Origin of the sequence: Oscillibacter sp. (assembly GCF_032018205.1) — a bacterium.
In the GTDB taxonomy this organism is placed as follows: Bacteria; Bacillota; Clostridia; order Oscillospirales; family Oscillospiraceae; genus Oscillibacter.
This window is the reverse complement of the sequence record NZ_DALZOY010000003.1, coordinates 254,539-279,606: the sequence shown is the minus strand read 5'-3', so window position 1 is coordinate 279,606 and position 25,068 is coordinate 254,539. Positions and strand designations below refer to the sequence as shown.

Annotated in this window: 25 protein-coding genes; 4 read left to right on the top strand and 21 right to left on the bottom strand. The window is 54.0% G+C overall.

Features of this window, described 5'->3' with window-relative positions:
* Positions 1-127: 127 nt before the first annotated feature.
* The 12 genes from RTU96_RS04170 to RTU96_RS04115 all read right to left on the bottom strand — a co-directional run bounded on the left by RTU96_RS04170 (position 128) and on the right by RTU96_RS04115 (position 12,036).
* Positions 128-571 (bottom strand): putative ABC transporter permease, encoded by a 444-nt coding sequence (locus RTU96_RS04170; RefSeq protein ID WP_312635132.1) that lies wholly within the window; start codon positions 569-571, stop codon positions 128-130.
* Positions 564-1,256 (bottom strand): hypothetical protein, encoded by a 693-nt coding sequence (locus RTU96_RS04165; RefSeq protein ID WP_312635131.1) that lies wholly within the window; start codon positions 1,254-1,256, stop codon positions 564-566. Before RTU96_RS04165 ends, RTU96_RS04170 begins: the two co-directional genes overlap by 8 nt.
* Before the next feature lie 11 nt (positions 1,257-1,267).
* On the bottom strand, positions 1,268-2,380 hold the full coding sequence (locus tag RTU96_RS04160; protein ID WP_312635130.1) for a hypothetical protein: 1,113 nt from the start codon (positions 2,378-2,380) through the stop codon (positions 1,268-1,270).
* Positions 2,377-4,041, bottom strand: coding sequence for a hypothetical protein (locus RTU96_RS04155; RefSeq protein WP_312635129.1), 1,665 nt, complete (start codon positions 4,039-4,041; stop codon positions 2,377-2,379). Before RTU96_RS04155 ends, RTU96_RS04160 begins: the two co-directional genes overlap by 4 nt.
* A 13-nt stretch (positions 4,042-4,054) precedes the next feature.
* Positions 4,055-5,863: a hypothetical protein gene (locus tag RTU96_RS04150; protein ID WP_312635127.1), complete on the bottom strand. Its 1,809-nt coding sequence runs from the start codon at positions 5,861-5,863 to the stop codon at positions 4,055-4,057.
* 3 nt (positions 5,864-5,866) lie between these two features.
* Complete coding sequence (locus RTU96_RS04145) at positions 5,867-7,261, bottom strand: phage terminase large subunit (RefSeq protein WP_312635126.1); 1,395 nt, start codon at positions 7,259-7,261, stop codon at positions 5,867-5,869.
* Between the two features lie 60 nt (positions 7,262-7,321).
* Positions 7,322-8,374, bottom strand: coding sequence for a chitobiase/beta-hexosaminidase C-terminal domain-containing protein (locus tag RTU96_RS04140; protein WP_312635125.1), 1,053 nt, complete (start codon positions 8,372-8,374; stop codon positions 7,322-7,324).
* 43 nt (positions 8,375-8,417) lie between these two features.
* Positions 8,418-9,320 (bottom strand): hypothetical protein, encoded by a 903-nt coding sequence (locus tag RTU96_RS04135; protein WP_312635124.1) that lies wholly within the window; start codon positions 9,318-9,320, stop codon positions 8,418-8,420.
* Positions 9,321-9,636: 316 nt separating this feature from the next.
* Positions 9,637-10,047 (bottom strand): hypothetical protein, encoded by a 411-nt coding sequence (locus tag RTU96_RS04130; protein ID WP_293009548.1) that lies wholly within the window; start codon positions 10,045-10,047, stop codon positions 9,637-9,639.
* On the bottom strand, positions 10,044-10,289 hold the full coding sequence (locus RTU96_RS04125; protein ID WP_312635123.1) for a hypothetical protein: 246 nt from the start codon (positions 10,287-10,289) through the stop codon (positions 10,044-10,046). Before RTU96_RS04125 ends, RTU96_RS04130 begins: the two co-directional genes overlap by 4 nt.
* A 12-nt stretch (positions 10,290-10,301) precedes the next feature.
* A complete protein-coding gene (locus tag RTU96_RS04120; protein ID WP_312635122.1) occupies positions 10,302-10,700 on the bottom strand; it encodes a terminase small subunit in 399 nt (132 codons plus the stop codon).
* 1,132 nt (positions 10,701-11,832) lie between these two features.
* Complete coding sequence (locus tag RTU96_RS04115) at positions 11,833-12,036, bottom strand: hypothetical protein (protein ID WP_312635121.1); 204 nt, start codon at positions 12,034-12,036, stop codon at positions 11,833-11,835.
* Positions 12,037-12,230: 194 nt separating this feature from the next.
* Here RTU96_RS04115 and RTU96_RS04110 point away from each other — a divergent pair, with 194 nt between their 5' ends.
* Together RTU96_RS04110 and RTU96_RS04105 are read left to right on the top strand one after the other, a co-directional pair.
* Entirely contained in the window at positions 12,231-12,554 is a 324-nt protein-coding gene (locus tag RTU96_RS04110; RefSeq protein WP_312635120.1) for a hypothetical protein, read from the top strand.
* A 637-nt stretch (positions 12,555-13,191) separates the two neighbouring features.
* A complete protein-coding gene (locus tag RTU96_RS04105; RefSeq protein ID WP_312635119.1) occupies positions 13,192-14,118 on the top strand; it encodes an Abi family protein in 927 nt (308 codons plus the stop codon).
* A gap of 58 nt (positions 14,119-14,176) precedes the next feature.
* Here the strand turns inward: RTU96_RS04105 and RTU96_RS04100 are convergent, their stop codons facing one another.
* Genes RTU96_RS04100 through RTU96_RS04090 form a run of 3 tightly spaced genes read right to left on the bottom strand, consistent with a single transcriptional unit; the run spans position 14,177 to position 18,167 of the window.
* Positions 14,177-15,553 carry a DEAD/DEAH box helicase gene (locus tag RTU96_RS04100; protein WP_312635118.1) on the bottom strand — a complete coding sequence of 459 codons (1,377 nt, stop codon included), beginning with the start codon at positions 15,551-15,553 and terminating at the stop codon, positions 14,177-14,179.
* Positions 15,550-15,831, bottom strand: a complete 282-nt coding sequence (locus RTU96_RS04095; RefSeq protein WP_293009555.1) for a VRR-NUC domain-containing protein — start codon at positions 15,829-15,831, stop codon at positions 15,550-15,552. The genes RTU96_RS04100 and RTU96_RS04095 overlap by 4 nt, the downstream gene beginning before the upstream one ends.
* Positions 15,828-18,167: a VapE domain-containing protein gene (locus RTU96_RS04090; RefSeq protein ID WP_312635116.1), complete on the bottom strand. Its 2,340-nt coding sequence runs from the start codon at positions 18,165-18,167 to the stop codon at positions 15,828-15,830. Before RTU96_RS04090 ends, RTU96_RS04095 begins: the two co-directional genes overlap by 4 nt.
* Positions 18,168-18,374: 207 nt before the next feature.
* Between RTU96_RS04090 and RTU96_RS04085 the strand changes: the two genes are divergently transcribed.
* Positions 18,375-19,220, top strand: coding sequence for a DUF4393 domain-containing protein (locus RTU96_RS04085; RefSeq protein WP_312158839.1), 846 nt, complete (start codon positions 18,375-18,377; stop codon positions 19,218-19,220).
* Between the two features lie 38 nt (positions 19,221-19,258).
* Here RTU96_RS04085 and RTU96_RS04080 read toward each other — a convergent pair whose 3' ends face one another.
* A complete protein-coding gene (locus RTU96_RS04080; RefSeq protein ID WP_312635115.1) occupies positions 19,259-21,277 on the bottom strand; it encodes a DNA polymerase in 2,019 nt (672 codons plus the stop codon).
* Positions 21,278-21,345: 68 nt separating this feature from the next.
* Between RTU96_RS04080 and RTU96_RS04075 the strand changes: the two genes are divergently transcribed.
* Positions 21,346-21,687 carry a hypothetical protein gene (locus tag RTU96_RS04075; RefSeq protein ID WP_294856419.1) on the top strand — a complete coding sequence of 114 codons (342 nt, stop codon included), beginning with the start codon at positions 21,346-21,348 and terminating at the stop codon, positions 21,685-21,687.
* Here the strand turns inward: RTU96_RS04075 and RTU96_RS04070 are convergent.
* The 5 genes from RTU96_RS04070 to RTU96_RS04050 are packed head-to-tail and all read right to left on the bottom strand — an operon-like array spanning position 21,632 to position 24,923.
* The gene (locus tag RTU96_RS04070) at positions 21,632-22,042 is read right to left on the bottom strand and encodes a hypothetical protein (protein ID WP_312635113.1); all 411 of its coding nucleotides are present in this window, start codon (positions 22,040-22,042) and stop codon (positions 21,632-21,634) included. The two genes, RTU96_RS04075 and RTU96_RS04070, sit on opposite strands and share 56 nt — an antisense overlap.
* On the bottom strand, positions 22,042-22,812 hold the full coding sequence (locus tag RTU96_RS04065) for a DUF2815 family protein (protein WP_312635111.1): 771 nt from the start codon (positions 22,810-22,812) through the stop codon (positions 22,042-22,044). The genes RTU96_RS04070 and RTU96_RS04065 overlap by 1 nt, the downstream gene beginning before the upstream one ends.
* Positions 22,813-22,826: 14 nt before the next feature.
* Complete coding sequence (locus tag RTU96_RS04060) at positions 22,827-24,011, bottom strand: DUF2800 domain-containing protein (protein WP_312635110.1); 1,185 nt, start codon at positions 24,009-24,011, stop codon at positions 22,827-22,829.
* A complete protein-coding gene (locus tag RTU96_RS04055; protein WP_312635109.1) occupies positions 24,011-24,562 on the bottom strand; it encodes a hypothetical protein in 552 nt (183 codons plus the stop codon). Before RTU96_RS04055 ends, RTU96_RS04060 begins: the two co-directional genes overlap by 1 nt.
* Positions 24,549-24,923, bottom strand: a complete 375-nt coding sequence (locus RTU96_RS04050; protein ID WP_312635108.1) for a DNA-binding protein — start codon at positions 24,921-24,923, stop codon at positions 24,549-24,551. The genes RTU96_RS04055 and RTU96_RS04050 overlap by 14 nt, the downstream gene beginning before the upstream one ends.
* Positions 24,924-25,068: the final 145 nt, after the last annotated feature.

Sequence of the window (25,068 nt, the reverse complement as noted above, 5' to 3'; positions counted from 1 at the left end):
CATCATGCCCACCCAGACCACCACCAGCCACCCGAACCAACCCCAAAAGGCCGTCAGCGCCGCCAGAATTGTGGTAATTGCCGCTTTTGTATTTAACAACGCATTGTGTTCCATTCCCGATCCCCTCTTATTTCAAAAAGTATCGCGGCCTCTCGCCGCCCCTGACGGCGTACCGCATCCAGTCCAGCCCCACAATCAACGGCCCGCTCACAGCGCACCACAGCGCCGTAAACTGCGGGCATACCTGCCCCATCAGATTTCCCGGCATATGGGAATAGTCCCATACACCCCAGCCCAGACACAGATTGACGATGCACCCGGCAAGAAACTCCGCCGCCGTGATGGCAAGGCCACATAAAAGCGCTTGCGCCCAGATGGGGCAATTCCACGGCAGTTCCGCCCCCATGCGCTCCATCACAAGGCCCAGCAGCAGCGCCAGCACAAGCATGGTCCAGCTAATCCCCTCGGGATGGCCACGCGCGGTCTTCCAGCCCACTTCCATGAGAAAGTACGCGGTTCCCACAAAGCACGCCAGCAGGCCGCTTAGAATCGCGTCCCGGGCCTTATTCATTGCCGCCCTCCGCAGCGGCCAGCACCGCCGCCATGTGCGCCGCCAAATCCTTCGGCAGCTCCGCCCCGTATGTAATCGCCTGCACGTCCGAAACCGTCTCGCAGCTCTTCACCCATGCCCGGACGTGGTTGCAGTAGGTCTGGTGGTACAGGATGTGCGCGGTCGCCGCCTTTACCATGATGGCAATGTCCTCCGCTGTGTAGATTTCGCACAGCGCCCCGTCCAGATGATAGGCATAGCCGCTGCCCCCTGCCAGAATTGCCGCCTGCGCCGTGCTGAGGTTGATCTGGTCCGGCAGGGTCAGACTGATGTGCCCCGCCGTGCCGTCCGAGAGCGTCACGCCGCACCCCGACGCAATGGCCGCGTCGCACCCGGCATTGATTTCCGCCAGCTTGTCCGCTACGATATTGCCTAGGGTGGGGCTTCTGTCCGCCTCAATCTCTGCGTCCGTGCGCAGACTGCAAACGCCGTCCGCGTATTTATACCGTGGGATACCGTCCTTGGTGTATAGCCCGCCGTCAAAATAGTGGGACGCGCAAAGGTTGTAACGGTCGCTGGTCCCCTCATCAATCTTTACCCACCCTACCAAGTCTGCGGGGGCAGTGTAGCCACCATTGCAATCCGTGACACACGGAGGTGTACTGGTGTCGGTTTTGATAAAAACTTTTGATTTTTGAATTTCCATTTAGATACCTCCTACATTTCAGCCGTCGCAACAACATTTCCAAAGCCAACGTAATCGCAATCAAACGCTGTATTGTAATCAGTAAATCCATCGGTGTCCGGATGGCTTGCAGTTGCAGCAACCCAAACGCCCGGATTGCTTGACTTTTCATATTCAAAAGTCACGACAGGAATAGTCCTCTTTGTGACCTTAAATGGAATTTTATTTGTCTGTGTAGCGATACTCCAAGGGCTCCTTGCCCCAATATAAAATCGAAAACCGGGTATTGTTTCATAATATCTTTGACACTTCCGCAGTTCTTCTCCGTAGTCTGCTGGCGGATCGTTTGCAAGAGTGGAGACGGAACCGCGTTCCAATTTTGCAGCCTGTACAGTAATTGCATTTCCCTCAATCGGCCCAAAAGCAATCTGCGAACTGCCGCCAAATCCGATTCCAAAAAATATGCCATCGACAACGGAATACTCGCCGTTCGCGATATGCGTAAATGATTTTACGGAACCATCAGCCAACATGACGCTTAGTGTATAAACGGTATTTATGCTTAAGCTTTTTTCAAAGAGTTGCGTGAAAAAACAATTTCCGAACTCGTTGTTTAGAATAATTCCGGTTCCGGCAATGAACGTAGCCGTCGAGTTATCCGCCGATAATAGCCATCTATCAATTCCGTACGAATTGCTCCACGATGTCGCCCCGCGCTGGTTGACCGCATTGCGGAAATCCCAATTGTCCAGTAGATTGCGGTTGTGGAACAAAGCCGCAACCGATGGCGCCATCTTCGCCATGGTCAGCGATGCGTCCGGGATCTGCCCGAGGACAACACCTGCAATGGCTGCCAATTGCGCCGCAGACACAGGCTTATCGGCATCTGCGGTGTTGTCACAGTTACCAAGCCCTACCTGCCCCTTGGTCACTGCGTGAGGGTTATCTGTCCGCGCTATGTAGGTATCCAGCGCCGGGATCAGCACTCCATTCAAAAACGCCTTGAGCGCCTCTCCACCCTCGTCAAACGCGGCCTTTAGATCGGCAGAAGTTAATCCGCCCACGTCATTAGGCTCATCATCCAATGCCTGAATGATCTGCATATCCTTTTCGAATTTGCTCAACGCCATATTGATATACCTCACATTACCTGCGGGACTTCTCCCGTTTGGTTGATTTTCCGTTGCAACTCGTGATTGCCGCGTCCTCCCACCAGCGGGACGCTTTCGCCACCCGACGGTGCACCTTCACCGGAAGCACCATCCTGCGGCAGTGCCTGTGGTTGCTGCATGGCTTTAATCAGCGCTTCACGATCAGTGATGGACCCGGCGGGGAGGCGCTTCAGGTAGTCCACTGTGGAAATTTTGCCCTGCATCAAAAGATTATCCAGCGTCTGCTGACTTGCAATTTCCGACCAGTAGGAAGAGTTACCAACATCCAGCTTGATCTGAAACGGCAGTTTTTTGAGGATCGAGAAATCAAACGGAACCACCAGTTTGTCCGTGTCGTAGGGGTTTGGAATCTGGACGAACCGAAAACCGTAATACTCGCCCATAAACTCCATGTAGATGCGGCCCAGATCCTCCACGCTCTTTAAAAGGTTCTGCTTCGTCAGCTCCATAGGTGTTGCCGCAGCCCGCTGCAAAGCAATAATTGCGGAGGTGTTATCCGGTCGGGTATCTCCCATCGCCACATCAGAGGCACCAAGGAACTTCTGTGTGTAACTGACTGCGAGGTCAATAAACTGCGCGATCTGCGGGGAGATGGTCGCCGGGTCCACAATCTTGCTCACGTTCTCGACGGAGCCGTTAACCCCAATCGCCGCGCCCACCCGGTTATCCCATTTATTGATTCGCGTCTTGTCGAAGACCACCTTCGGATACGCCAGTGTCATAAGGGAGATCATGGACATGGCAAACAGCTTGTTTACGAAAATCTGATTGGGAATCAAACCGGTAATCATCGCCTGCCCGTGGTAACAGTCCTGTACGTAATCCCAGTTCATCCAAGTGACAGGGTACAGCTTAATACCAAGGTCCCATTCTTCCCGAACCACGCAATCCCGTGTGCATTCATACCCGTGAATATTCCCGGTCTTTTTATCCCGCCACAGCCGGAGCAGCACCGTAACTTTGCCGCCCCCCAGCCGGTCAAGATTGCTGTCGGAAAGATTCTCTTTGTCGTCGGGCTGAATCAAACTCTCTGCATCCTCATCCGAAACATCGTTTGCAACAGCCCTGTCAATGGCATCTTCCACCGGCATTCGCCGGTCGATGATAATAAAAGGCTGCGACTGTACGTCCCGACTGTTGGGATTTCCGAAAGTAACCTGCGTATTTTGCAAGACCTCCGTGCGGATAGCTCCGCGGGCCGTCTGCCCGATATCCGTGTCAGGGTCAAAATAGGTGTACGTGCAGCCATCCGCGTCCACTGCGGCATTTCGAGCAAACTCCCGGACGCAGGAACCAATGCTGTTCATTTCAAAGATATTGGCAAACTGATCGTTGATGATATCCGTCAGGACTTCCATGGTGTGGGGGTCCCTTTCTCCCGTGGACGGCATATTCTCCGCGTGGAGCTTCAGGTTATCCGTAGATACGTTCGCTACGGAGAACAGGACTACCCGTTTTAAGAAGTTGAATACGGGGGTTGGAAGACCGTTGGACTTTACCCCCTCCCACTGTTTCCCAATGAAAAAATTCTCATTGGTCTCAACATTTCGGTACAGCTCAATGTTGTTATTGAAATCCAGCCCCGCACGGTATTCTTTATACACGTTTTGGGGCGTCGGACTGAATTTTCTCATGTTCCCACCTCAATCACTTCACGTTTCCGGAATATCGCAACTGTATGTCCGCCTGCAACACTGTCGCCGTAGAAGACGCGCTGTTACTCTTGAACACCAGCTTGTAAAACGCCGCCTTTTTTACTTTCAGTTTCAGTCGCTTTACCTGTGGCTTTCGATTGGTGTTGAAAGAAAAGCGATTAAAATTCACATGGGAAAAAGTCGCCATGCTGGCGGACACGGCTTTTTCCGGGTAGTCACTGCGCCGGTTGCTCTCTGCTGAAATTAAAATCCTCGCGCCGTCTTCCGGCTGAATGGATACGAACACCAGCGTGAAATACTTTCGCATCCACTCCTTGCCAAAGTCCATTGCGCCTGTCGCCGCCCGCGCGTCAATGGCTGCCCCATCGTCGTTCCGATACTGCCGGGAGACGTGCCTTATTTTGCCGTCGACAGCAAAGGCCAGCACCTTTCCGCCGCAACTCAAAAGCTGCGCGGCGGGGATGCCCTTATACCGATACCATGAGTTATTTGCATAATTCAGAATGACTGCCTCGTCCCCAAGGCAAAACCAGAATTCATAGCTGTCCCGGTCGCTGAACGTAGTAATCTGGGACAAGTCCATGCCGCTTGTCGTGGCCCACACCCGGTCGCTGATTCGCTTTGCCGTTCTCTCGTCTGAGACTAGGTTCCCGGATGATGAGGTTGATTTCCATTCGTAGATACTGCTGGAGCACAGGGAAAGCGGGTTGTTTTCCACAAGGCGAACCTGCCCCATGGCTTCGTTGCCCAATTCCCGGTTAACAGGCGTACAGTAAAATGCCGCCGTTGTGCTGGAGTCGTCCAACGTCACTGTGCCGTACTGGCAGGAATATACACTGTTGGTCTTGAACACCACCAGCCGGGAATAGTGGCGGACCAGCGCAGTAATTGGCGTGTTGCTCTCGCCAACGGACATTTCGTAGAGGTCCGGGAAATATTCCGCCGTTGGGTTTCCGTCATAGTCAAGGCCAGAATAGATTGTTTTGTTGGTGCCGTCCCCGTAGAGGAAAACGCGGGTATCGGTGCTGCCGTTGAAAGTTTCACAGAAGTGCATCCCCGCAACTTCTGCCCTTGCACCGTCCCCCTTTCGGTAGGTGACAGCGACGGTATTAACCCCTTTCGCAGGGGCGCTGGCGAATGTCAGCTTTCCGGCCGCAAAATCCGTGGTATATGTGATGTCGGTTCCAGAAACCTCCGTCACTGCCGAAATGTCGGTTTCAGGCAATTGGAATTCCGCTGCGGTCCCATCGGGAGAGAATTTTACCTTACGCAATCCGGTCAACCGATTCACGGGTTGAAGCGTTGTTCCCTCCCCAGTGGGCGAAGTTGCGGTTTGAACTATGGGGACGTACCCCACCACCTCTGAAAACTCTGTGCCATCCCACGATTTGTACTCGTGTCCATTTAACAGATATACCTTGCCGCCAAAGCCGAAAAAAGACGTTTTATCCTGCGTACACGTCCCGACTGCCGCGGCGGTCCAGTCTGTCAGATTTACTTTGAAAATTACGCCGCCAAAGGCACACAAGAGCACCGCGGCGGCTCCCACAAGGCCGTACCATGCTCCAGAAAACTCCGGTGTATTCGTGGAGGGAATATTTCCGGAGACCGCGCACCAAGCATCCCAGACGGTGCGCAGGTCGAAAACGGTTGCGCTCCCGGGGCGCACCTGCAAATGCCCGTCAATGGTAATCCTGAAATTCTGAAGCTCTGACAATTCCCCGTCTTTAATTTTGGTATCGCCGTCGGGATTCTCGTTCAGTCCCAAAAAGCGTTTAATTGACAGAATGGAATTCGCCATGGTTTACCCTCCGTAGTTCAAATAGGACTCGTCACACACACCGCCGGTCATTCCCTCGTCGTAGTCCTCGCCGTCGTCGCCCAGCTCCTCCACTTCCCGCGTTTTCATTCGCTGTGCCCCCATCACGCGGGTAACCGCAAAATAGCGGCAGGCATCGCATATGTGCGTGATGTCGTGTGGTTCTGTTGCGCAGTCAGAGGGGTTTTTCTGGTCGTGCTGAATGGCCGGGAGATTCCGAATCAGCCCCACACACTCGTTTGTTACCAGAAGACCGGGCCGGTCTTTATCTGAACGCATGGGCTTCAACATCTCTTTCAGTGCCATCCAGCCTTGAATTCGGTTGTTGGACGCTTTGAGGATTCCCACGCCGTTTTCCATAAATATCTGTGCCATGGTGCGCCCACTGTCCTTTTGTCGATTCCACATATCCGGCGGGGCAATCGTGAATTCGATCCGCTCTGCGGGCGGTGTCAGACTGTTCATCAGGGCCGCTGCTGCGGAGACGATCAGCCCGCTTTGCTGCACCTCCCGGTACACATAGCACCGCCCGTCAAAATCCACCGCAATCCACAGACATGCGAACATATCAAGACCATAGTCAAACGCGCGGTATTTCTTCCACTCCTGCGGAACACGAACAAACGGTTCAATGACGTGAGTCTTTTTGCGAAATTCCGGGAAGAAAATGCCGGAAAGCGTGTTCCAGTCACCATACCGCCACGCACGCCGCACATCATCGGGCAGCGTGTCCAGCATATTCAGGTATCCGGGAGAGCCTTTTAACAAATCCGGGTTATCGTCCACGGTTGCCTGAATGAACCGATAGTCCTCTGCTTTTTCGCCGTTCTGATACTCCCGATCGACAAACAGCCGCTTGACCCACAGATGCCCGATTCCACCCGGATTGCAGGTAAGATACATCCGGCGGGGAATGTTGGAAGTGCCCCGCAGGCACGCGCCCAGCACGCGGAACTGCGCCTCACTAAACTGGGTCGCCTCATCAATGAAAATCCAGTCAAACTCCTGCCCTTGGTACTCAAGGTCTGATCCGGTGTCGTAATGCCCAAACTTGATCGTGGAGCCATTTGCGAACTGCATAATGTGCGCCTGCTGGTTGTAACTGGCAATCTGTATGGGAACCATCTGAATGATCGGGGTAATCAGGGAGTTTTCCATATCCGGATAATGCTTGCGGATGATTAAAATTCGGATGCCGGGATAGGTCAGCGCACCGCCCACAGACTTCACGCGAATGCCGTGGCTCTTTCCGCCACCGCGCGCGCCTCCGTAGCATACATACAGCTCGCGGGCCTGATAAAATTGTTTTTGCTTTTCATTGGCATGTCCAAAATTAACATAGAACTCGCCGCCTGCTTTGCTAAAACTCTTGTATGCCAATGCGCTCACCTTTCCCAAAATCCCGATCAGGGGGCCATTGCGGCCCCCTGATTTCATTGATTATTCGTAGACCTTGGTCCCCTCAACGCCAACGCTGCCATCCTTTGTGCCAATGGCGCGCATGGTCTGACCTTCGGCCAGCGTCACGGGGGCGGTGTAGGTCTCGGCAGTAGTGGAGTACCGGGGATTCGTGCCATCTACCGTATACTTGAACACCACGCCCGAAACGGCGGTAATTGTAACGGCGTGGCTGGCGATGGCCATGGCAGGCGCCGCCAGAATCGCAGTGGCGTTGCCGCACACGGCGATGCCGTCGCCCTTGGTCCCCAGCACAAAGCTGTCGTAGTAGGTCACGCCCTGCACCACGGGGCCGGAATAACCCTGCACCTTGGGCAGAATGTCGTACTTCTGGAGCTTCACGGGGTCAACCGTGCTGCCCTTGTACTTGATGAAGAAGTACACACCCGCGGGCATATACCGGGAAGGAATAGGCTTGACCCGGTTGCCGTCAAACTCGCCAACGACGCCCTTGGTCAGCGCTTCCTTGCCCAGCGCATCCACGCCCAAATAATCCGGGTTCTGCTTCAGGAGCTTGTAATACTCAGTACCGATGTAAAGAGTCCGATTCTCCAGCGGAACCAGAGCATCCGTCATTCTCGCGCCCAGATCGATAATCATGCCGGTGATCGTGGACTTCGTGGGAGCCGTGGCCTCCAAAGACTGGATATTTGCGCCCATGCACCACTTCTTGATACGCCGCTTGTCCATGTTGGGGACAGTCACCTCATCCAGCTGCCGGCGCAGAGCCTTAGCCGCGGACTTTTCAATGGCCTGATCCGTACCGTCCAACGCATCAATGGTGAAACTGAATGCAGGCGCGCATTCGCAGGTCATTTCCTGAAGGGTATCGCCCACATCGTGGACACTGCCGAAGCGGTTACTGCCGGTTCGGTTGTATTCCGTCTCAGGAACGGTGTTTACAGAGCCAATACGAATCGTTTTGCTGTTGGGGCTGACGAACGTATATTCGTGGCCACAGTCCGCGTCCGTGATGGATGCTTTCTTGAATCGCTCCGCGATCTTGGATTCATACTTGGTTGCGTAATTGATCATTTGATTTCCTCTCTTTCGTCATATGGGTGCGGAGAGGACCGTATCAGGAACCGAATCCGTCTAAAAACGGATCGCTGGCTTTGCTTTCCGCTCCGGCGGTCTTCATACTGCCTGTGGAGCGCCCCGCGTTTTTCGCGTTTTGCTCCTTTGCCGCCGATTCCTGCTTTACCCGTTCAGTCTCCGCAAGTGCCTGTTTCTCACGCCACAGCGCATAGGCGACCGCCAAACGCTGCCCTTGCTTCACGGCGTCCCAAACTTCCTGCGGAATACTGCCTGCGTCCTTTGCCGCATCCGGGAAGGTCTTCTGGAATTCCGCGATATCGGCATTTCGCCGCTCCTCTGCGGAACTCTCAGCCTGCGCCGCCTGCTGGGCGGCAGTCTGCTTTTCGGCCTCCTCGGCCTCTCTAACCAAAACAGCGCTTTCGCGGTCTTCCAGTTCCACCGCGCGCTTCGCCTCGTCGTCGTTCATACCCGCCGACTTTTTCGCTTCCGTCCTCACAAAGGAAACGTACTGCTCAACGGTCATGCCGGACTGCTTCGCCATCTGCGCAAACATCTCCATGACCGGCTTTGCCGCGTCGTATTTCTCCCGTACCCGATCATAATCAAGGCCCTTCTGCGCAAGAGCGGTCATCTCCTGCTCGTTCACGGCCTTTTCTTCGCCCAGATGCCGCAGCGCCCACAACTTGGGGGTCTCCGTCTCCGGCTTCGGAACGGGAGGTTCTTCGGACTTTCCGGGAGGTGTTTCTTCCGCCGCGGCGCCCTCTTTTTCTGTCTCCGGCGCAGACTCCTGCGGATTGGGATTCGGGGGTTCCTCGGTATTGCTCTCCGACGTTTCATTCTCCGGGGTCTCGGAGTTCTCTACGCCGTCCGGCTCCCAGCCGTCCAGAAAAGCATCCGTAGCTTCGGAAGTTTCCTCGGCAGGGTTCATGTTTTCGTCATCCATAAAATCACCTTTCCCCGGCTGGTCTGCCGGTTCTTGTTTTCCATGGCGGCTGGTCTGCCGCACATGGCAAAATAAAAAGCACCAAAAGCCGGGATCTCTCCCGTGCTTCTGGCGCTAAACGCTCTAGCTTGTTATGATATTTTTTCGCCGGTCAGTGGAAACGCTTGCCCGGCTTCCAGCTCTTTTCCGTTCCATATGGCCGGAAACCATTCAGACCGACAGGCCCGGCAATACACCGGAACACGGTACATTGTGGAACTGCGGGTTATTTTAATCAGCTTTCTGTGGCAGCCGGGGCACGTATACCATCCCCGCGTCACCATCTTGCAAACTCCCCGTACTCAAGCCCGCCGTACACGTCCTCGACCGGCCCCGGTTCAGCTTTTGAAAGCCGTGCGGCGATAACAGCCAACGCCGCGTCGCCCGCCTTGCTAAAATATGCCGCAAGTACGCTGTCCTGCGCTTCAATCGCAATCAGCGCTGATGCCAGATAATAGGGCAGCACTCCAGAAACAACTGCATCGTCAAGTTGAATTTCATCCCCCGCCGCGGTTACCCGCACGTAAGGGCAGCCAACGGATAAACTTACCCGTGCAAGAATGGAATCTAAAATATCCGGCGTTCTCACCAGATATTCCTTCGTATCGGCGGTAACGGTCGTTCCGGTGGATTCGTTTTGCTCGTCCATCAGCCGGATTGCCTTGTCGAAGACATCCTGCACTTTCACAGCGAATCACCGGCCTTCGCGCCTACGCTGTACGTCATAATATTTTCAACGCCCTCATCAACACTGCCGGGAAACGGTTTTGCAAGTTCCTGCGTGCGCCCTTCGTCCCCGTGTTCGGGCTTGAAATTTCCGCACGCTTTGATCTCCGCCAGCCGGATTCGAGTGTAACACAGAATGGATACCAGCAGCGCAATCAAAAGTATCAGGGCGCATGTCAGAATTGATATTTCCAAAATTCGCATTCCGGACCTCCGTTACTTGAAATCCGATTCGTCCATTCCCTTGCCCATATTTACGTTCACGGAAATGTCCTGTCTCGCTTCAACCTTGTCCTGATACCCGCCGAAACGCGGCTGCTTGTTCAGGAAAATACCACGAGTTACCATGCCTTTTTCCTGATATCTGGGGTCCGTCTCAATCTGGTTTTGAATCCTCATGAAAGCCATTTGAACGGTATCCTGAAAATCCTCGTGGCGCTCTCCATCATACCAGCGCCGCAGCGTCTTAATCGTAACGTTGAGATAAAGCGCAAGGCCTGCCTCACCGTACAATACCTCGTCTTCGTCACACTGGCTAAAATACGACTCGCATTTCGCTTTTAAAGCGTCGGCGGTCGCGTATTCCTGACTTTTATTTGTACTCTTTTTTGCCACGACCGCCGCCGCCTTTCCATGCAATTTCACCTATGCTTAATTGCATTATATCAAAGCTTCCATATATTTCAAGCGTCATTTTTTTGCTAATTCGCAAATATTGATAACTTTTTAAACATTTTAGTAAATGTTGTTATATTTTAAAACTGACGGGGGCCTTTGGTATTTTTGGGCGCCCGACCTGTGAAACCCCCACCCCCTGATTTTCCGCCACCCCTTGCCCGGGAGCGCAAATCCGCCAAGTTCTCAGGGACCGCGGAATGCATGCACAATCCCATCCTGTAAAATCCGCAGGGCGGAACTGGCTTGTTCTCAGGGACCGCGGAATGCGTGTGCTGTATATTACCTACCCTGCCAGCGAGGGGCCCGCCCTTTTTCCGCCACTCCTCCCGGATACCTTGAAACCCTAGACATCGGGGTCCCTGTCGGTCGACCCCCTGCGGAGCCCGTAGCTGCGCCCAGCCCACCCAGGCCACCCAGGCCACCCAGGCCACCCAGGCCACCAACCCAGCCACCGCGCCAAAATCAGCCGATTCATGGGGGCAAATAGCACAGTAAATACACAGTTGCGCGTAAAAGACCTGATGTATCAGCAAAAACACTTAATGAACAGTTAAATATTGCGTATTTGCGCCCCTAATTGGCCATCACAACCCTGCTTAATTGGCTACGTGTTCAATATAAGCAATTCTTATTGAAAATCGCAATCACACGCGCGTTTTTTATATTGCCCCGTGTCCATTCTCTCCCAAAATCGCAAAGCGGTAAAGACGCGATGCGCAGCCATGCGCCACGGTAGAAAAGCTCAGGGTGGGGCAGGTGTGGTAGGTGGGCAAGTTTACTATCTTTAGTGTTAGGGCGTATAGAGCGTACAGGGTGTATGTATATGCCCTCTATGTCCCCCTATACGCTCTAATAATCAAGAATATAGAAATACTCCACCTGCTCCACCCTTTAAGCCGTAACCATTGCGTCACAAGCATTACGCGCGGGTGTAGCACGTAAAAAGCTACTCCACCCCTGCCCCACCTCTCCACCCTTTTACTCCACCCACTGCCTCACCCCGGTTTACGCATACTCCACCCACACAAAATCAGCGCCCCAGACGGCATAAAACCATCTGGCGCATCAATCACAGTTTATCTTTGATTGCATCAATAATCCACGCATTGACGCTCTGCCCGCTGGCTTCGGCTGCGGCCTCCAATTGTTCGGGAGTGAAGCCGTCACCGCCGTCAGTTCTGGCGCGAATCGTGTACTTCCGGTAGGCTTTGGCCTCATATCTCGCCCTGGCCGGCGCGTTTTGCTTATTCCGTGTTGACTTGTCTGCTGGCATCGTACCACCTCCTATGAAGATTACTATACACTATAAAGGCATAACGCGCCATTATGCAAAATAGACAAAAAGGAGTGCAAATCATTGTGCAGCATTTTGCGGGTCGCCTGCTTGACATTTGCATAACGCCGCGTTATGATTGTGCCATAAACCAAACACCACGACGGGCCGTGAGGCCAGAAAGGAATTTGAACATGAAAAAGCAAGACATTATCCAGTACGCAACCCGAGAGATCAGGCGTAACGCCTACACCGCGCGGATTTGCGAAGAATTAAAAGGCCTCGGCTTTGATGCTGGCATGATGGAGTATCACGAGAACATAAACAACGGCAAAGCATTCGGAATGATGGAAATGCTCCGTTACGTCACCGGTGAAGCGGCGGATGTAATTTATCAGGATGCCAACGATGAAGCAATCGCAGACATCCGCAAGGCTAATTATGATACCGTCGAATTGCTCAATATGGCCGGGTTTGACGGCCCCGCGTACTACGCCGTTGAGACGCGACACGCATAGAATCCCCGCGCCGCTGCTCCGGTCCGGCAATAGGCTGGAGCCCATAAAAATTTGAATTTTAGGAGGAACACACCATGACAAAGTTTTTCGAGAGCTGCAAGACGCTGGACGACCTGAAGAAAGCCTACAAGGCGGCTGCAATGAAGTATCATCCCGACATGCCTTGAAAGCGCATCCTGGTGTAGCGTGCGAGATAGATATAGCGAAAGGCAAATGGGAGAAGTAAAAGGAACCCGGAGAGCTGCACTCTCTGGGTTCCTTTTTACCTATGCGCGCACTCAAATTTTGTTTGATTCGGAAGCTCCGTGTGGTATAATCAAGACTTACCGTAGGAAACCCCGGGAATGTAAGAAAGTAAAGAAAATTTTTTAAAATATATAGCATAGAGTATGGTTAAAATAACCATACTCTATGTAGTGTAAATACTACAAACAATTTTAAGATACGCAAAATCTTGTGGGGGGCTTGTATTTTAGGTGTTGTCCACCACAAGTATGCTTTGTGTATTTCTCCAGTTGCATAACAACTTTGAATTGTGTATTATACCAATAACAGAACCTCCCACGCCTAGGCAGTCCGTATGGATTGTATGCGGACCACGGGAGGTCTTTTTTATATTCTGTGGGGACGTGGGATTATGGAGGCACTTAAACTTCCTAAAAGCTACAGGGAGCAAGTAGAGATATTAAAAAGAAGAGGGTTGCGTTTTACTGACGAGAAAGGCGCGGAGAAAATACTTTCACAGGTAAATTATTATAGGCTAATTAACGCGTACAGTTTAGATTTGTACGCGCCCACTTGCGATCCAAGTGCTGAGCCTACCTACGCTAACGGAGTATCTTTTTTTCAGATATATGATTTATATTGTTTTGACACAAAATTAAGACAACTCGTATCATCGTTGATCGAACCATTCGAGTTGGAGTTTAAAACAAAGCTCGCGTATTACTTGTCACAAAAATATTGCTCTACTTGCTATTTAAGTTCAGGTATATTTCAAAACCCGCATTTTTATGAGAGCTTTAAGCAAGAGGTAGAACGCGAAAAGCAGCAACAATGCAGATCGCCGATTGTTGCGCACCACAATGAAAAGTACGATGGCGTTCTCCCTATATGGGCGGCCGTTGAAATACTTTCCTTTGGCGCAGTTTCCAAGATGTTTAAAAATCTTAATGCCGCCGACAGGCAAGCATTTTCTTTAACTAACTACAGAGCGCCAGAATGGTACTTGACTAGTTGGCTAGGATGTTTTGTAGAAGCGAGAAACATTTGCGCGCATTATGGTAGACTATATAATAGAAACTTACTTTTAAGAGCAAGGATGTTTTCCGATTATCGTTCTAAAATAAACGGCTATAAAATTTTTTCTGTTATTTTCCTAGCGTTCAAGCTGTCCTCCGATACGAGCCTCAAGCTGTCTTCGGCAGTTCGGTTACGTGCAATGCTCGCCCAACACACAAGTGTCGATCTAAATAGAATCGGGTTTCCTGAAAATTGGAGTGAGATTCTTTCTGCTGTTGGTAGTATTCAAGACGTAAATTCTCAAATTGATCTTGAAGACTAATTCTTTCAGGTGTAAAGCCGCGAACCCCAGAGAGCATTTACGCTCTCTGGGGTTCTTTTTACATATGCACTCGCTCAATCCTCGCCTTCAGCGCCTGCATTAACGTTTCCTGCGTGTCTCCTTTGGCATTTAGCGACGCCAATACATCTTCGTCTACGCCGCCCTGTACAAGCAGGATGTGGGCGATTACAGGGTATTGCTGCCCCTGCCGGTGAAGCCGCTTGTTGGCCTGCTGGTAAATCTCCAGCGCCCAGTTTGGCAGCGTGTACCAGATTGCGTGGTGACCGCCCTGCTGCAAATTCAGCCCGTAGCCGCAGCTCATGGGGTGCGCCAGCAGCACGTCCACTTCCCCTGCGTTCCACGCGTCTTCATCCTCTGGCCCCTGATAGGACCGCACGCACAGGCCCGTCTTTTTCAATTCCGTCAGCAGCCTGTCCCGTTCATGCTTAAACCAATAGAACACCAGCGCGTGTTCCCCGTGAAGCTGTTCGATGATCTCCATGAATGCTTCCATTTTGCAGTCGTGGACGTTGACCACAGCGCCATCGTTGCCGTAGACGGCCCCACCGCACAGCTGCAATAGCTTCCCATTCAGCACCGCCGCGCTGCCCGCCGTGATCGTGTCTTCGTCCACTTCCAGCAGCGTTTCCCGTTCCAGCTTGTCATAGGCTTTTTTCGCCGCCGGGTCTAGTACGACGGGAATATCATCTTCGATAAACTCCGGAAGTGTCAGATAATCCTCTGCTTTCATGCTGATGCAGATATCTGAGATTGCATCCTGAATGCGGCTATCCGCGTGATCCTGCGGCGAATAGGTCCGGTACTGCTGCCCCGGGTGCGCGTAGTCCTGTGTAAAAAACTGCTCCCGATAGCTTGTAATGGTTTTGCCCAGCCGTTGCCCGCCGTCCAGTAAGTATACCTGCGCGAAAAGGTCTTCAAGGCCATTCGGCGCGGGCGTGCCGGTCAGCTCCACAATACGAGAAATCCGGCTGCGCACCAGCTTCAGCTTTTTGAATCTCTTGGACTGCGCATTTTTGAAACTGCTGGACTCATCCAAGATAACCATGTCAAAGGGCCAGTCCTGCTGGTAGTAGTCCACCAGCCACGGGATATTTTCTCGGTTTATCACCCAAATGTCCGCAGGGGTGTACAGCGCCTTGACCCTCTGCTTTGATGTACCCAGCACGGAAACAATGCGCAAGTGCTGTAAATGGTCCCAGCGCTGCGCCTCGTTTTGCCATGTTGCTTCGGCTACTTTTTTCGGCGCCACTACCAGCACTCGGGAAACCTGCCAGCGGTTATACCACAGGTCGTTGACAGCCGTTAGGGTTTCCACAGTTTTGCCTAATCCCATGTCTTGGAAGAGGCCTAACGCAGGGTCCTGTATAATCCGTTCCACGGCATACCGCTGATACGGATGGGGCGTAAATTTCACAGCGGCATCACCTCTTCTACAAAAGCCCTGACCTCCGGCAGTCCTTTCAGCACCCGCACGTCCATGCCGCGCTTTTGCATTTCGGTTATCTGCCATTTCTGAATTGCCGCCAGCCGCCCAACTTCTGTTTTCAATTCCGCGTAGATGGTCTTCCCGTCCGGAGTAATCACAATCCGGTCCGGCACACCGGGATTTCCCGGCGAAACGAATTTATAGCACAGGCCGCCCCGGTCACGCACCATGCGAACCAGCTTGGCCTCAATTGCACTTTCTTTCATGATCTTTCCTCCGCTGATGCAGCCATGGGGAACGGGGACACGACGCAATTGCTCAGGAGCGGAAGCGTATACATTTTTCGGCCATGTAAAGTTCTTTCGGATATCCGCGGGTCCTCCCCCGTCAGTTTCGCCAGCACACGCCCCAGCCGATTTGCTGGCGGCTTTGCGTCCAGCCGCGCCGCAACCTGCGCCGACGTAAACTCGCCCCACTGGTCAACAGGGAGCTCATAATTGAGCATGTCCCGCAGCTCGTCTTCAAAGTCCAGCGCGCGGGTGTATGTGGTGTTGACGCCGCCAAGCTGCTGGCGCTCTTCTTTCGTCAGGCGGAAGCCTCCCGGCTGCGCCTGATACTCTACCGCCATCTGCGCCCATAGCTGCATCTTCCAGTCATTTGTAATTGCGAACAGCCGGTCAAGGTCTATGTATTCCACCGGCACTGTCCAGAATCGGCGGTTGCCCGTGTCGTCAATCAGGTATTCGCCGGGGTTTACCGTGCCGCAGAAAGACGTTCTTCGGGGCCGCTGTACGGCATTGTGCGCATAGGGCGTGCGGTACTCGTCCATATCCTGCGTGAGAAACGCTTTCAGTCCGGCGCTGTCGCGGGAGGTGGTGCGGTCCAGCTCTCCCAACTCGCAAATCCAACTGTTGAGTGCCTGCATATAGGTGTCCTTGTTTCGTAGATCCAGCTTTGCGCCCTCTTTGAACATGCGCGGCAACGGCACCAATTGGCGCAGGGCGCTTGTTTTGCCAAGGCCCTGATCCCCTTGCAGGACAAGCACGCCGTCAGCCCCCTGTGGGCTGTATTCGTCATTGTAGGCCATGGCTACGCATTGCAGCAGCCATTTGCGGATCAGCGTCTGGGAGAGCGGGTCCGTCACGCCCCAGATATCATAAAGTTCTGTGACACGGTCCGCGCAGTCCCACTGTGTATTTTGAAACATTTCCGTGACCGGGTTAAATCGGCATTCTTCTGCAATCACGTCCAGACAGTCGGCCACCGTGTTTTTTGCCGCGCCTTTTACGCCGGCCAATTTAAGCCGGTCCAGCAGTGGAACCGGGAGTAAATTCCCAGCGTTGGCCCGTGACCATGTTCGTGGGTAGCCGGAAAGTTCCACATGCCACGTCACATCGTTTAGTTTGATTTGGATGCCCAACAGTGCCACCAACCGGCGAATCACATCGGTCGTCAGCACTTCGCCCTTCAGCCCGCCGAGAAACATAGCAAGGTCTTCGCTGTTGGCGGGGCTGTCGGTCTTTTGAAACGCTTCCAGAATCTCCGCGCCCCGCTCTTTGTGCAGCAATTCAGAAACGGCGGTGTCCTGCCTGCACAGGTCAAGCATGGACGTACTGGACGGAAGCCGATTCGTCGGGGTTCCGGGCGCTGCGTCGTCGTCCTGATCTCCGAATTTGTGTAGGCGCACCAGATCAAAAGAGTTCACCAATCTGCCGCCGCAGGGGTCCGTAGCATGGTGCGAGAACAGGAATTTGCCGCCGTCGTAGATAATTGCGCCGCCGGTGGTACTGCCGCCGGTGTAGGTATAGCGATCGTCAAATCCCAGCACAGGCTCGTAAACCCCCGGCAGGAACTTGTCCACCGCTTGAAGTACGTCGTATGTACGGCAGAATGCGCCAATGGCGCCCTGCTTTTCCTCCGGGTCGCCCTGCCGCGTGGCAAGGTGCTTGGGGGCTTTGTCTGCGCCCGGAACCTGCGGCCATGAAGCAACGTTGTGCCAGTCGTCATATAGTCCCAGCACGCCGTTGGTGGATAGCAGGGCCTTGTCTCCCGCTTGATAGACATACTCGCTGTCTGCGCAGCAGGAGGGCCAGTACATCAGCCGGGACGGCTCGAAGGTGGACGGGTCGGCCATGTCAATGCCGATCATGTCCGCCAGCTTCCGGGCGCAGGCTTCGTATTCATCCGCGGTCGCCGTGCGGTCAAGCGGCAGGATCACCCGCAGTCGCGGCGCTGCCGGGGAGTGTTTTCGTGTTGAGTAGACGCAGTAGCCGCAGCCAAGAGCCTCTACGCGCCGCAGCACGTCCGCCGTGCCACCCGCGGGTACGTGGTCAAGGTCAAGTGTCAGGATATCCCGGCCCGCCACTGCGCCAGCCTTGCGGCGGGGGCCGTTAAGCGCCCCGCCCACAAAGCCGCCTACATCCTTTAGGGTATCCTGCTGGTTCTTTGGCAGAGACAGGTAGGTTTCAAGCGTCTCTGTGCCTCTGGCGGGCGTGGCCAGCCGGGTATAGAGTTCCGAGAGCAGCAGCGTCTGGCGGGTCCAAACCTTGGCCAACCTGCTTGCGCCTGCGGAAATAATTATTTTTCGATCATTTGTCATCATGGAGGGGCACTCCTTTGCGTAGTCCTCGTTTTACTTTTCTTTGGCGAGCTTTTTGATTTTTAATAGTAAGCATTTAATTAACCGAAGGAAAAAAAGGCCGACTTTACAAAGAAACAAACGCATTTTTAGCTGGTATTTCATGTAACCACCTCTTGAATTAATTGGGGATATTTTGTAATATAAGAGAAAATGAGAGGGGATGTTGCGATGAACGGTAGCGCAATTGTTGATGGCGCTTCGGCGGTATTAAATGCTGTGCCAGAAGTTTATAATGATTTGGCAAAACCCGCGGCTTGTGAAACTGGGAAGTTCTTAGGCCGAATTCCCCGTGCGATTAATGCGGCATTGATCCCGCTGGATCTTTGGATTACAAAACGCGAATACGAATTAGAGAAGACAAAGAAACTTCTTGAGATTGAGCTGGCGGATGTTGATCCAAGTAAAATTGTTTCCCCTGAATCATATGTTGCTGTGCCTGCCTTGCAGTCCATAGCATATAGTATGGATAGTGAAGAGTTGAGAACTATGTATGCAAAACTACTGGCGAAATCAATGAACACCGATTATAGAGAATCCGTACACCCTTCCTTTGTTGAAATTATCAAGCAGTTGTCTCCGCTTGATGCTCAAAATCTAAACTACATAACTACCGATGAATCGCCCATTGCAGAATATCGATTGTGCTTAGCTGCGGGGGACACTAAGGACGCGTTAAATATTTCGGTAAGGCAACTCGAGGCCGAGTCTGAATATTTCAATTCTCTCTCGGATGGGCGGTATGAGTTAATAATGACAAATGTATTTTTGGAAAACCCAGATGAGAAAGATTTGGAAGTACAAGCCATGTCTATTTCATCTCTTCAAAGGTTAGGACTGATCCGCGTACACTATAGCGAGTATGCTAACGGGGCAGACTACGCACCTTTCTTTCAAACACAAGAATATATATATTTCAAAAAATCTTTACGCGAGAAAGGGAGACTTAAAATTTGTGTGGGCGTTACAATGCTTACGCCACTGGGCTCACAATTCTGTAAAATCTGCCAAAGTTAAATAATCCACCATAAAAAGACAGGTGTTAGAACTTAGTGCTAATCCTTCTTAAAGTAATTCCCCACCCAGCCGTCAGCGTTCAGCGGCAGACCGGGCGCCCACGGAATGGGCTGAGACATGAGCTCCACCACCTTGTCCAGATCGGCCATTTCCTCCGGCACTTCCAGCACCACTTCATCGTGGATATCAAAAACGATGGGGTATCCGGCGGCGTTCAATTGCTCCATGGCATAGAACAGGCAGTCCCGCGCCACGGCCTGCGTGATGTTCTCCACCAGCTTGCCGCCGTAGGTTTCAACAGGTTTCCAGTTGGCCCCGTCCTGCCCCCAGTACATGATGCTGTCCTCGCCGAAGTGGTTCTTGCCGATGTGCGGGCCGGGGTAGTAGAGCTTGCGTCCGCAGGGCAGCAGGACTGTCATAAAGTCCAGTCCCGCGCCCCGATAAATCTCCCGGGCGATGGTCACGCGGCCTACCGTCGTGGCTTGCCCAGATGTGACCGCCCGAAACGCCGCGTCGTTGACGTCATACCAGAATTGGACCGTGTGCGGGTTGGCACTGCGCCAGCGCCGGACGATATCGGGCATATCCGCTTCCGGCAGGTCTTCTTCCGTCATGCCCAGCGTCTTACGCATGTTAATAAGAGCGCCTTTACCGCCTTGGTATCCCAGCGCCAGCGTGGCAACCTTGCCTTTCTTGCGGAACGCATACTCGGGATTGCCCTTCTTGATGCGGTCAAAGGGGACGCCGAACATCTGCGCGGCGGTGGTTTCGTAAATCTTGCCATGGGTACGGAACACGTCCAGCGCCCATTCCTCCCCGGATAGCCACGCGATCACGCGGGCCTCTATGGCGGAAAAGTCAGCGTCTACAAAGGTCTTTCCGGGAGCCGCAATCAGCGATGTGCGAATGAGCGCGGAGAGCGCCTGCGGCACGTTGCCGTAGATGGCTTTCAGCCCGTCCAGATTGCGGGACTTCACCAGCTCCCGCGCTGCGGCTTCCGCCGGTACAGTGTCGTGGGGCAGGTTCTGAACCTGCACCAGCCGCCCCGCCTCCCGGCCCGTCCGATTGGCGCCGTAGAATTGCAGCAAGCCCCGGATACGCCCATCGGCGCACACGCAGGTTTCGATTGCGTTGTATTTCTTGGTGGAGGTCTTGGAAAGCTCCTGCCGCAGCTCCAGCATTCGGGAAGCTTTGTCGCTGGGAACGCCTTGCGCCAGCAGGTCCGTGACCGTGTTTTTACGGACATCCGGCAGATCGTCTTCCAGTTCCTCATTCAGCCATTTCAAAAGCTGGTCCCGGCTGTTGGGATTGGCAAGGCCGGTCAGGTCTTTAGCTTCTTGCAACTGGGTTTCGTGGACAGCGGCGCCGATTTCGATTGCACCGTCCACCAGTGGCAGGTCCACCGATACCCCGTGCAGATTGATGATCTGATCACGGACCCACTGTTGCTGCACATCGTCCGGCACCGGCACCGCAGACAGGCGGCGCTCTATTTCCTGTTCTGCCACAACGTCCCCGCCGTTGTAGGTTTTAAAAAGGTCCCACTTTGCCGGGTCGTGCTGCGGCAGGTTGCGAGTTCGACCGCCGTTGGTCTTGGACGGTTTACACGGAATGCAGAAATATCGGATCAGCGCGCCACCGGTGCGAAGCTTCTGTTTGTCCTCCGGCAGGCCCATGGCTGCGCCGACATTCTTCAGGGCGGCAGGATACCCACAGTAAAGCGCGTGAAGCTGCGTGTCCCGCCACTGGGGCAGCCAGACTTCCGGCGTCCAGTCCCGGCGCTGCTCCAGCCCGAAGTACCGGGAGAGACAGTACCACTCAAACGCGGCGTTGAACGCGTGCTTGACGCATTGCGGGTCAAATAGCCAGCCTGCCACATTCTGCGGGATAAAAGCCCTCGGCTGCGTCAAGTCCAAAACCTGTACCGGCGCACCGTCGAGGCTGTATCCGAACAGCAGAATTTGAAAGTCCGGGCTTTGCGCATATTTATAAAGTCCGGCCTTTGTGATCGGCACGGAGCTGTATGTTTCTAAGTCAATGTTCAAGTGGTGCTGCATGATTTACCTCCCTTGGGTTGCCGCCTCCTTTCGCCAGTGGTAAAATCATGGCGAAAGGAGGCGGTTTTGTGCTGAGTAAGAGCTCTGTCAAACTGCTGAAATGGATGAATGCGAATGATGAGTGGATGTATTATCGCAAGATTGAAAAATGCTGCCCAGTCTTTGAATACCGAGCGTTCAATGCTCTGGAAACAAACAAGTACACAGACACGCACATAGATGAGTTCGAGGTCCCAGAAGTTGACGAGCAGTGTCTCGAAGTGACTTGGCCCGTGCAATATCGAATAAGCAGTGCTGGCAAAGCCTATCTGGAGTTCCGGGCGTCGGACCGATGGAAAGAATTCCGAAACTGGATCAGTCTGCTGATTGCTGTGGCGGCCTTTGTAAAATCATTCTTTCTTCTGGGCTGAGAAAGCGCTCCACGGTATACCAACGGAACCAGTCTTCTTCCGTTCTACCAAACACGACCACCCACCAAAAACGGCTTATGTTTGCTTCTCCCACTATCCTCTCGATAGACTCAGCCGCAGGCTCGGTATAGTCACGTTTCGACCGCATGTGCTGACGCGGGCGAAATGGTTTCTTAACTTCCTTTGAAAACTTCGGGAGATCATCAAATCCCTCTGGCTTGGGTCCTAAGATTTCGTCCCACAACACACATTTCAAGCAGGTGTGAGCCAGCGCCAAACGATCTGTTCTATTTAAGGAACCGGCATCAATAGCTTCCAAACGCTGCCCCAGTGTGATGCCCGTGTTTTGTTCCATCACATTCCCATGACCGGCATACCGTTGGGGACAGGCTGCCCGGTGATGGGGTCAACCGGCCACTGCTGCGGATAAACGGGGGCTGTCTGCTGGGGAGGATATGCGACGGGAGGTTGCTGAGGATACGCAGGCGCGGCAACAGGAGGGGTATAGGCGGGTGCAGGTACCGGCGCGGGTGCAGGGGCATATCCGGGAACAGCATAGCCCGGTGTCGCGGGCATCGAGGCAGTTGCACCGAACGCCTCTGCGGCAGAAACGGAGTTGCCCAAAGGCTCCCCGTCACGGGTCTTCTGGAAACCGTTCAGGCCGCAGCCAATCCCCTTCTTGCCGCCGCTGTTGTACGGGAAGAAACTGATGTTGACATTACCGAACACGCCGGAGTAAATCTCGCTTTGCTGGAGGATGGGCTGCACATTGGCGTCCACGACAAATGGCGGACGATCAGGCTTGCAGGACGCGGTGAATACCCAGCAGCCTTTGCATTCAGGTCCGAACGGCTCCCCATCGCTGGGCCGGGGGCCGTCTCCGTCGTGAACACAGATCGCCAGCATCGCCGGTTTCTTCCCATCCCACTTGGAGCTGATGCCGGTACCAATCGCGGTATTGATGGCGTTGTCAATCGCGGCCTTGGTGGCAGTATTTGTCTTGGGCAGCAGGACGGTTGTGGAGTACTTTGGGTCCCCCTGCGGATTGTTGAAGGGGGGCTTGGGCTGGAACAGGTTGCAGTAGGACAGGCGAACCTCGCCGATGGTCAAAGTGTTTGCGTTCATAAATGTACTTCCTTTCAGTTAATCGGGTTAAATGCCTGCGCGGCAGCGTTGAAACCAGGGCGTTTATCGGATTCAGAAACCAGCGTGGGCTTGCCGGGGCTTACGGTTACGTGCCCGCCAGCGGCTTCGATAAAGGTCTTCTTTCCCAGCGCCTTTTCCAAGGCAGCTACGGTCACGGGCTTGCGCTCCCACAGAATGGCTTCCGCCACGCCGTGCTGCTGGATATCTGCAAAGGCGGCGTCCAGATCGTCCCAAGCGCGGCTGCTGCGGCCCTCCACCGCCTTGAAACCAGTGATCTGCTTTCCCTCCAAACACGATTGCAGCGCATAGTCTTGCAGGTCTTTGTACCAAGCTACAAGCCCCTCCGCCCGCTGGAGAGCCTGTCCAACTTCGGCATCAGAGAGCAGCGGCGGGAGCTTCTTGCCGAACGCCTCCACCGCCAGAACCTTATTCGCCCGTTCCCGGCACTGGTTCTTCAAGGGACAGAACCGGCACCAGTCACCGGGGAAAGGCTCTCCGGGGTCTTCCCTGTCCGCCTGCACTGCGGCAGGGGTCAGGACTTCCCTTCCCCATTCCTCCAGCTCCGCGCGGCTGATCTCCCAGTCGGACACGCTGTGCAACGCAGGCTGAACAATGGTCAATCGGATGGTCTGGATGGAGTCGCCGTAGACCAGTGCATACATAGCCAACGCGCCCAGCGCGTAGGTCATCATCTGCGGGTTGTAGTCGGCGTCCACCGGCACACCAGCGCCGTTTTTATAGTCCGTGATCCACAAGACCCCTTCGGCGATCTGGATGCAGTCGGCAGTTCCCGTAGCCGGGGTTCCGTCCTCTTTGAGTTCCTGCGTGAAGATGCCCACTGGGACAGAGGTTTCCAATGCAATGAACGGTGCGGAGTGAAACGCCATGGCGTGCTGTTCCAGCGTTTCAACATACAGGTCCGTGTACCCGTCCATTTCGGCGGCATAGTGTTCGTCCTCTTGCAGCTTTTTCAACTGCGCGTTGAACGTGCGCTTGTTCAACACCATGAATCGCTTACGGGCTTTTAACTCCGCTATGGAGTGGGCCAGTCTGCCCGCCTCCGCGTAGGGGCTGGTGGTCGTTGGGATGCCCTCGCTCAACTTGATGGAGGCGGGGCAGTGAATCCAGCGGTGCGCGGAGGACGGGGACTTTCGGGCGTGGTATTCAGGCGTTGGCATCAGAGCTGCGCCCCCAATCCGCGTAGTGCCATGGCAAAGGCTCCGTACTGCTCCTGCGGCAGCATGTTGATTGCCTGAATGCCGAACTGCTGCAACAGACCCAAAAGCTGCGGCATTTTGCCAGCCTGCGCCAGTTCGGCTCCCGCCTTTGCAATCTGGTCCATGGTATACGTAGGGGCTGCGGTAGGCGCTACCGGTGCGGGCGGGGTGATCGCCGGAATTGCCGGGGTGAAGCTAGGGGCGGTAGGTACGGCGGTCTGCGGCTGGACACCAGTCGTGTAGGCGGGGTTGGGGGCAGAAGGTGAAGCCGCAGGGGTAGGGTTTGCCACAGGCGTGGACACCGGGGGCTGCTGGAAAGGGGGCATAACTGCCGCAGGGGTGGTCACCTGTACGGGCGCGGCTGCGGGCTCAGGCCAATGCAGCTTGACTTCCGCCCCGGACTGCGATGCCGATTTGAGGAAGTCCACGGACTCACAGAAGCGCGTCAGCACCTCAATATTTTCATTGCTCAGCGACAGGCCGAGGGTCAATTCGGATTTAATAGCAGCCATGTTTTTTCTCCTTCATTACGTAATTGTAGATAGTCTGGTATGTGAACTGCCGCGCGGTCAGTCTACCGGGCAGCAGGATACTATGGTCGCGGATAGCGTTGTCCGCCACGATTTCTATAAGATTCATGGAAAGGCCGATCTCGTAGGCGTGAAGCACTTCTGCCTGTGCCGCTTCAATCTTTTTTGCGTTACCAATTTGGAACCGCTCCAAGCTACTTCTAGTGATTCGCTTCTGCGGGTCTTTTAACAGCTTGTTTTCCCTCGCCAGCCTGTCCACCCAGTACGTCGACACGCCCAGCGCGGCAGCGGCCTCCCCACGGGTGAGCGAATCGGGCGCATCGCGGCATTTTTCCGTCTTCATCTTGACAAATCACCTTTCCCGCCCAATAATAGGGCATATACCTTTTTTCTCTTGCCGCTTTCGGTCTTGCACACCGGGGGCGGCACTTTTTTGCGCATTCGGGGCATATGTAAGGCCTCCCGTCCCGCAGCCGGGATACGTTCCA

Excerpts from the sequence above, each read along its gene's own strand:
- RTU96_RS04170 (WP_312635132.1), bottom strand. The coding sequence starts at position 571 with ATGAATAAGGCCCGGGACGCGATTCTAAGCGGCCTGCTGGCGTGCTTT.
- RTU96_RS04165 (WP_312635131.1), bottom strand. The coding sequence starts at position 1,256 with ATGGAAATTCAAAAATCAAAAGTTTTTATCAAAACCGACACCAGTACA.
- RTU96_RS04155 (WP_312635129.1), bottom strand. The coding sequence starts at position 4,041 with ATGAGAAAATTCAGTCCGACGCCCCAAAACGTGTATAAAGAATACCGT.
- RTU96_RS04150 (WP_312635127.1), bottom strand. The coding sequence starts at position 5,863 with ATGGCGAATTCCATTCTGTCAATTAAACGCTTTTTGGGACTGAACGAG.
- RTU96_RS04140 (WP_312635125.1), bottom strand. The coding sequence starts at position 8,374 with ATGATCAATTACGCAACCAAGTATGAATCCAAGATCGCGGAGCGATTC.
- RTU96_RS04135 (WP_312635124.1), bottom strand. The coding sequence starts at position 9,320 with ATGGATGACGAAAACATGAACCCTGCCGAGGAAACTTCCGAAGCTACG.
- RTU96_RS04125 (WP_312635123.1), bottom strand. The coding sequence starts at position 10,289 with ATGCGAATTTTGGAAATATCAATTCTGACATGCGCCCTGATACTTTTG.
- RTU96_RS04115 (WP_312635121.1), bottom strand. The coding sequence starts at position 12,036 with ATGCCAGCAGACAAGTCAACACGGAATAAGCAAAACGCGCCGGCCAGG.
- RTU96_RS04110 (WP_312635120.1), top strand. The coding sequence starts at position 12,231 with ATGAAAAAGCAAGACATTATCCAGTACGCAACCCGAGAGATCAGGCGT.
- RTU96_RS04105 (WP_312635119.1), top strand. The coding sequence starts at position 13,192 with ATGGAGGCACTTAAACTTCCTAAAAGCTACAGGGAGCAAGTAGAGATA.
- RTU96_RS04095 (WP_293009555.1), bottom strand. The coding sequence starts at position 15,831 with ATGAAAGAAAGTGCAATTGAGGCCAAGCTGGTTCGCATGGTGCGTGAC.
- RTU96_RS04090 (WP_312635116.1), bottom strand. The coding sequence starts at position 18,167 with ATGATGACAAATGATCGAAAAATAATTATTTCCGCAGGCGCAAGCAGG.
- RTU96_RS04085 (WP_312158839.1), top strand. The coding sequence starts at position 18,375 with ATGAACGGTAGCGCAATTGTTGATGGCGCTTCGGCGGTATTAAATGCT.
- RTU96_RS04080 (WP_312635115.1), bottom strand. The coding sequence starts at position 21,277 with ATGCAGCACCACTTGAACATTGACTTAGAAACATACAGCTCCGTGCCG.
- RTU96_RS04070 (WP_312635113.1), bottom strand. The coding sequence starts at position 22,042 with ATGGAACAAAACACGGGCATCACACTGGGGCAGCGTTTGGAAGCTATT.
- RTU96_RS04065 (WP_312635111.1), bottom strand. The coding sequence starts at position 22,812 with ATGAACGCAAACACTTTGACCATCGGCGAGGTTCGCCTGTCCTACTGC.
- RTU96_RS04060 (WP_312635110.1), bottom strand. The coding sequence starts at position 24,011 with ATGCCAACGCCTGAATACCACGCCCGAAAGTCCCCGTCCTCCGCGCAC.
- RTU96_RS04055 (WP_312635109.1), bottom strand. The coding sequence starts at position 24,562 with ATGGCTGCTATTAAATCCGAATTGACCCTCGGCCTGTCGCTGAGCAAT.
- RTU96_RS04050 (WP_312635108.1), bottom strand. The coding sequence starts at position 24,923 with ATGAAGACGGAAAAATGCCGCGATGCGCCCGATTCGCTCACCCGTGGG.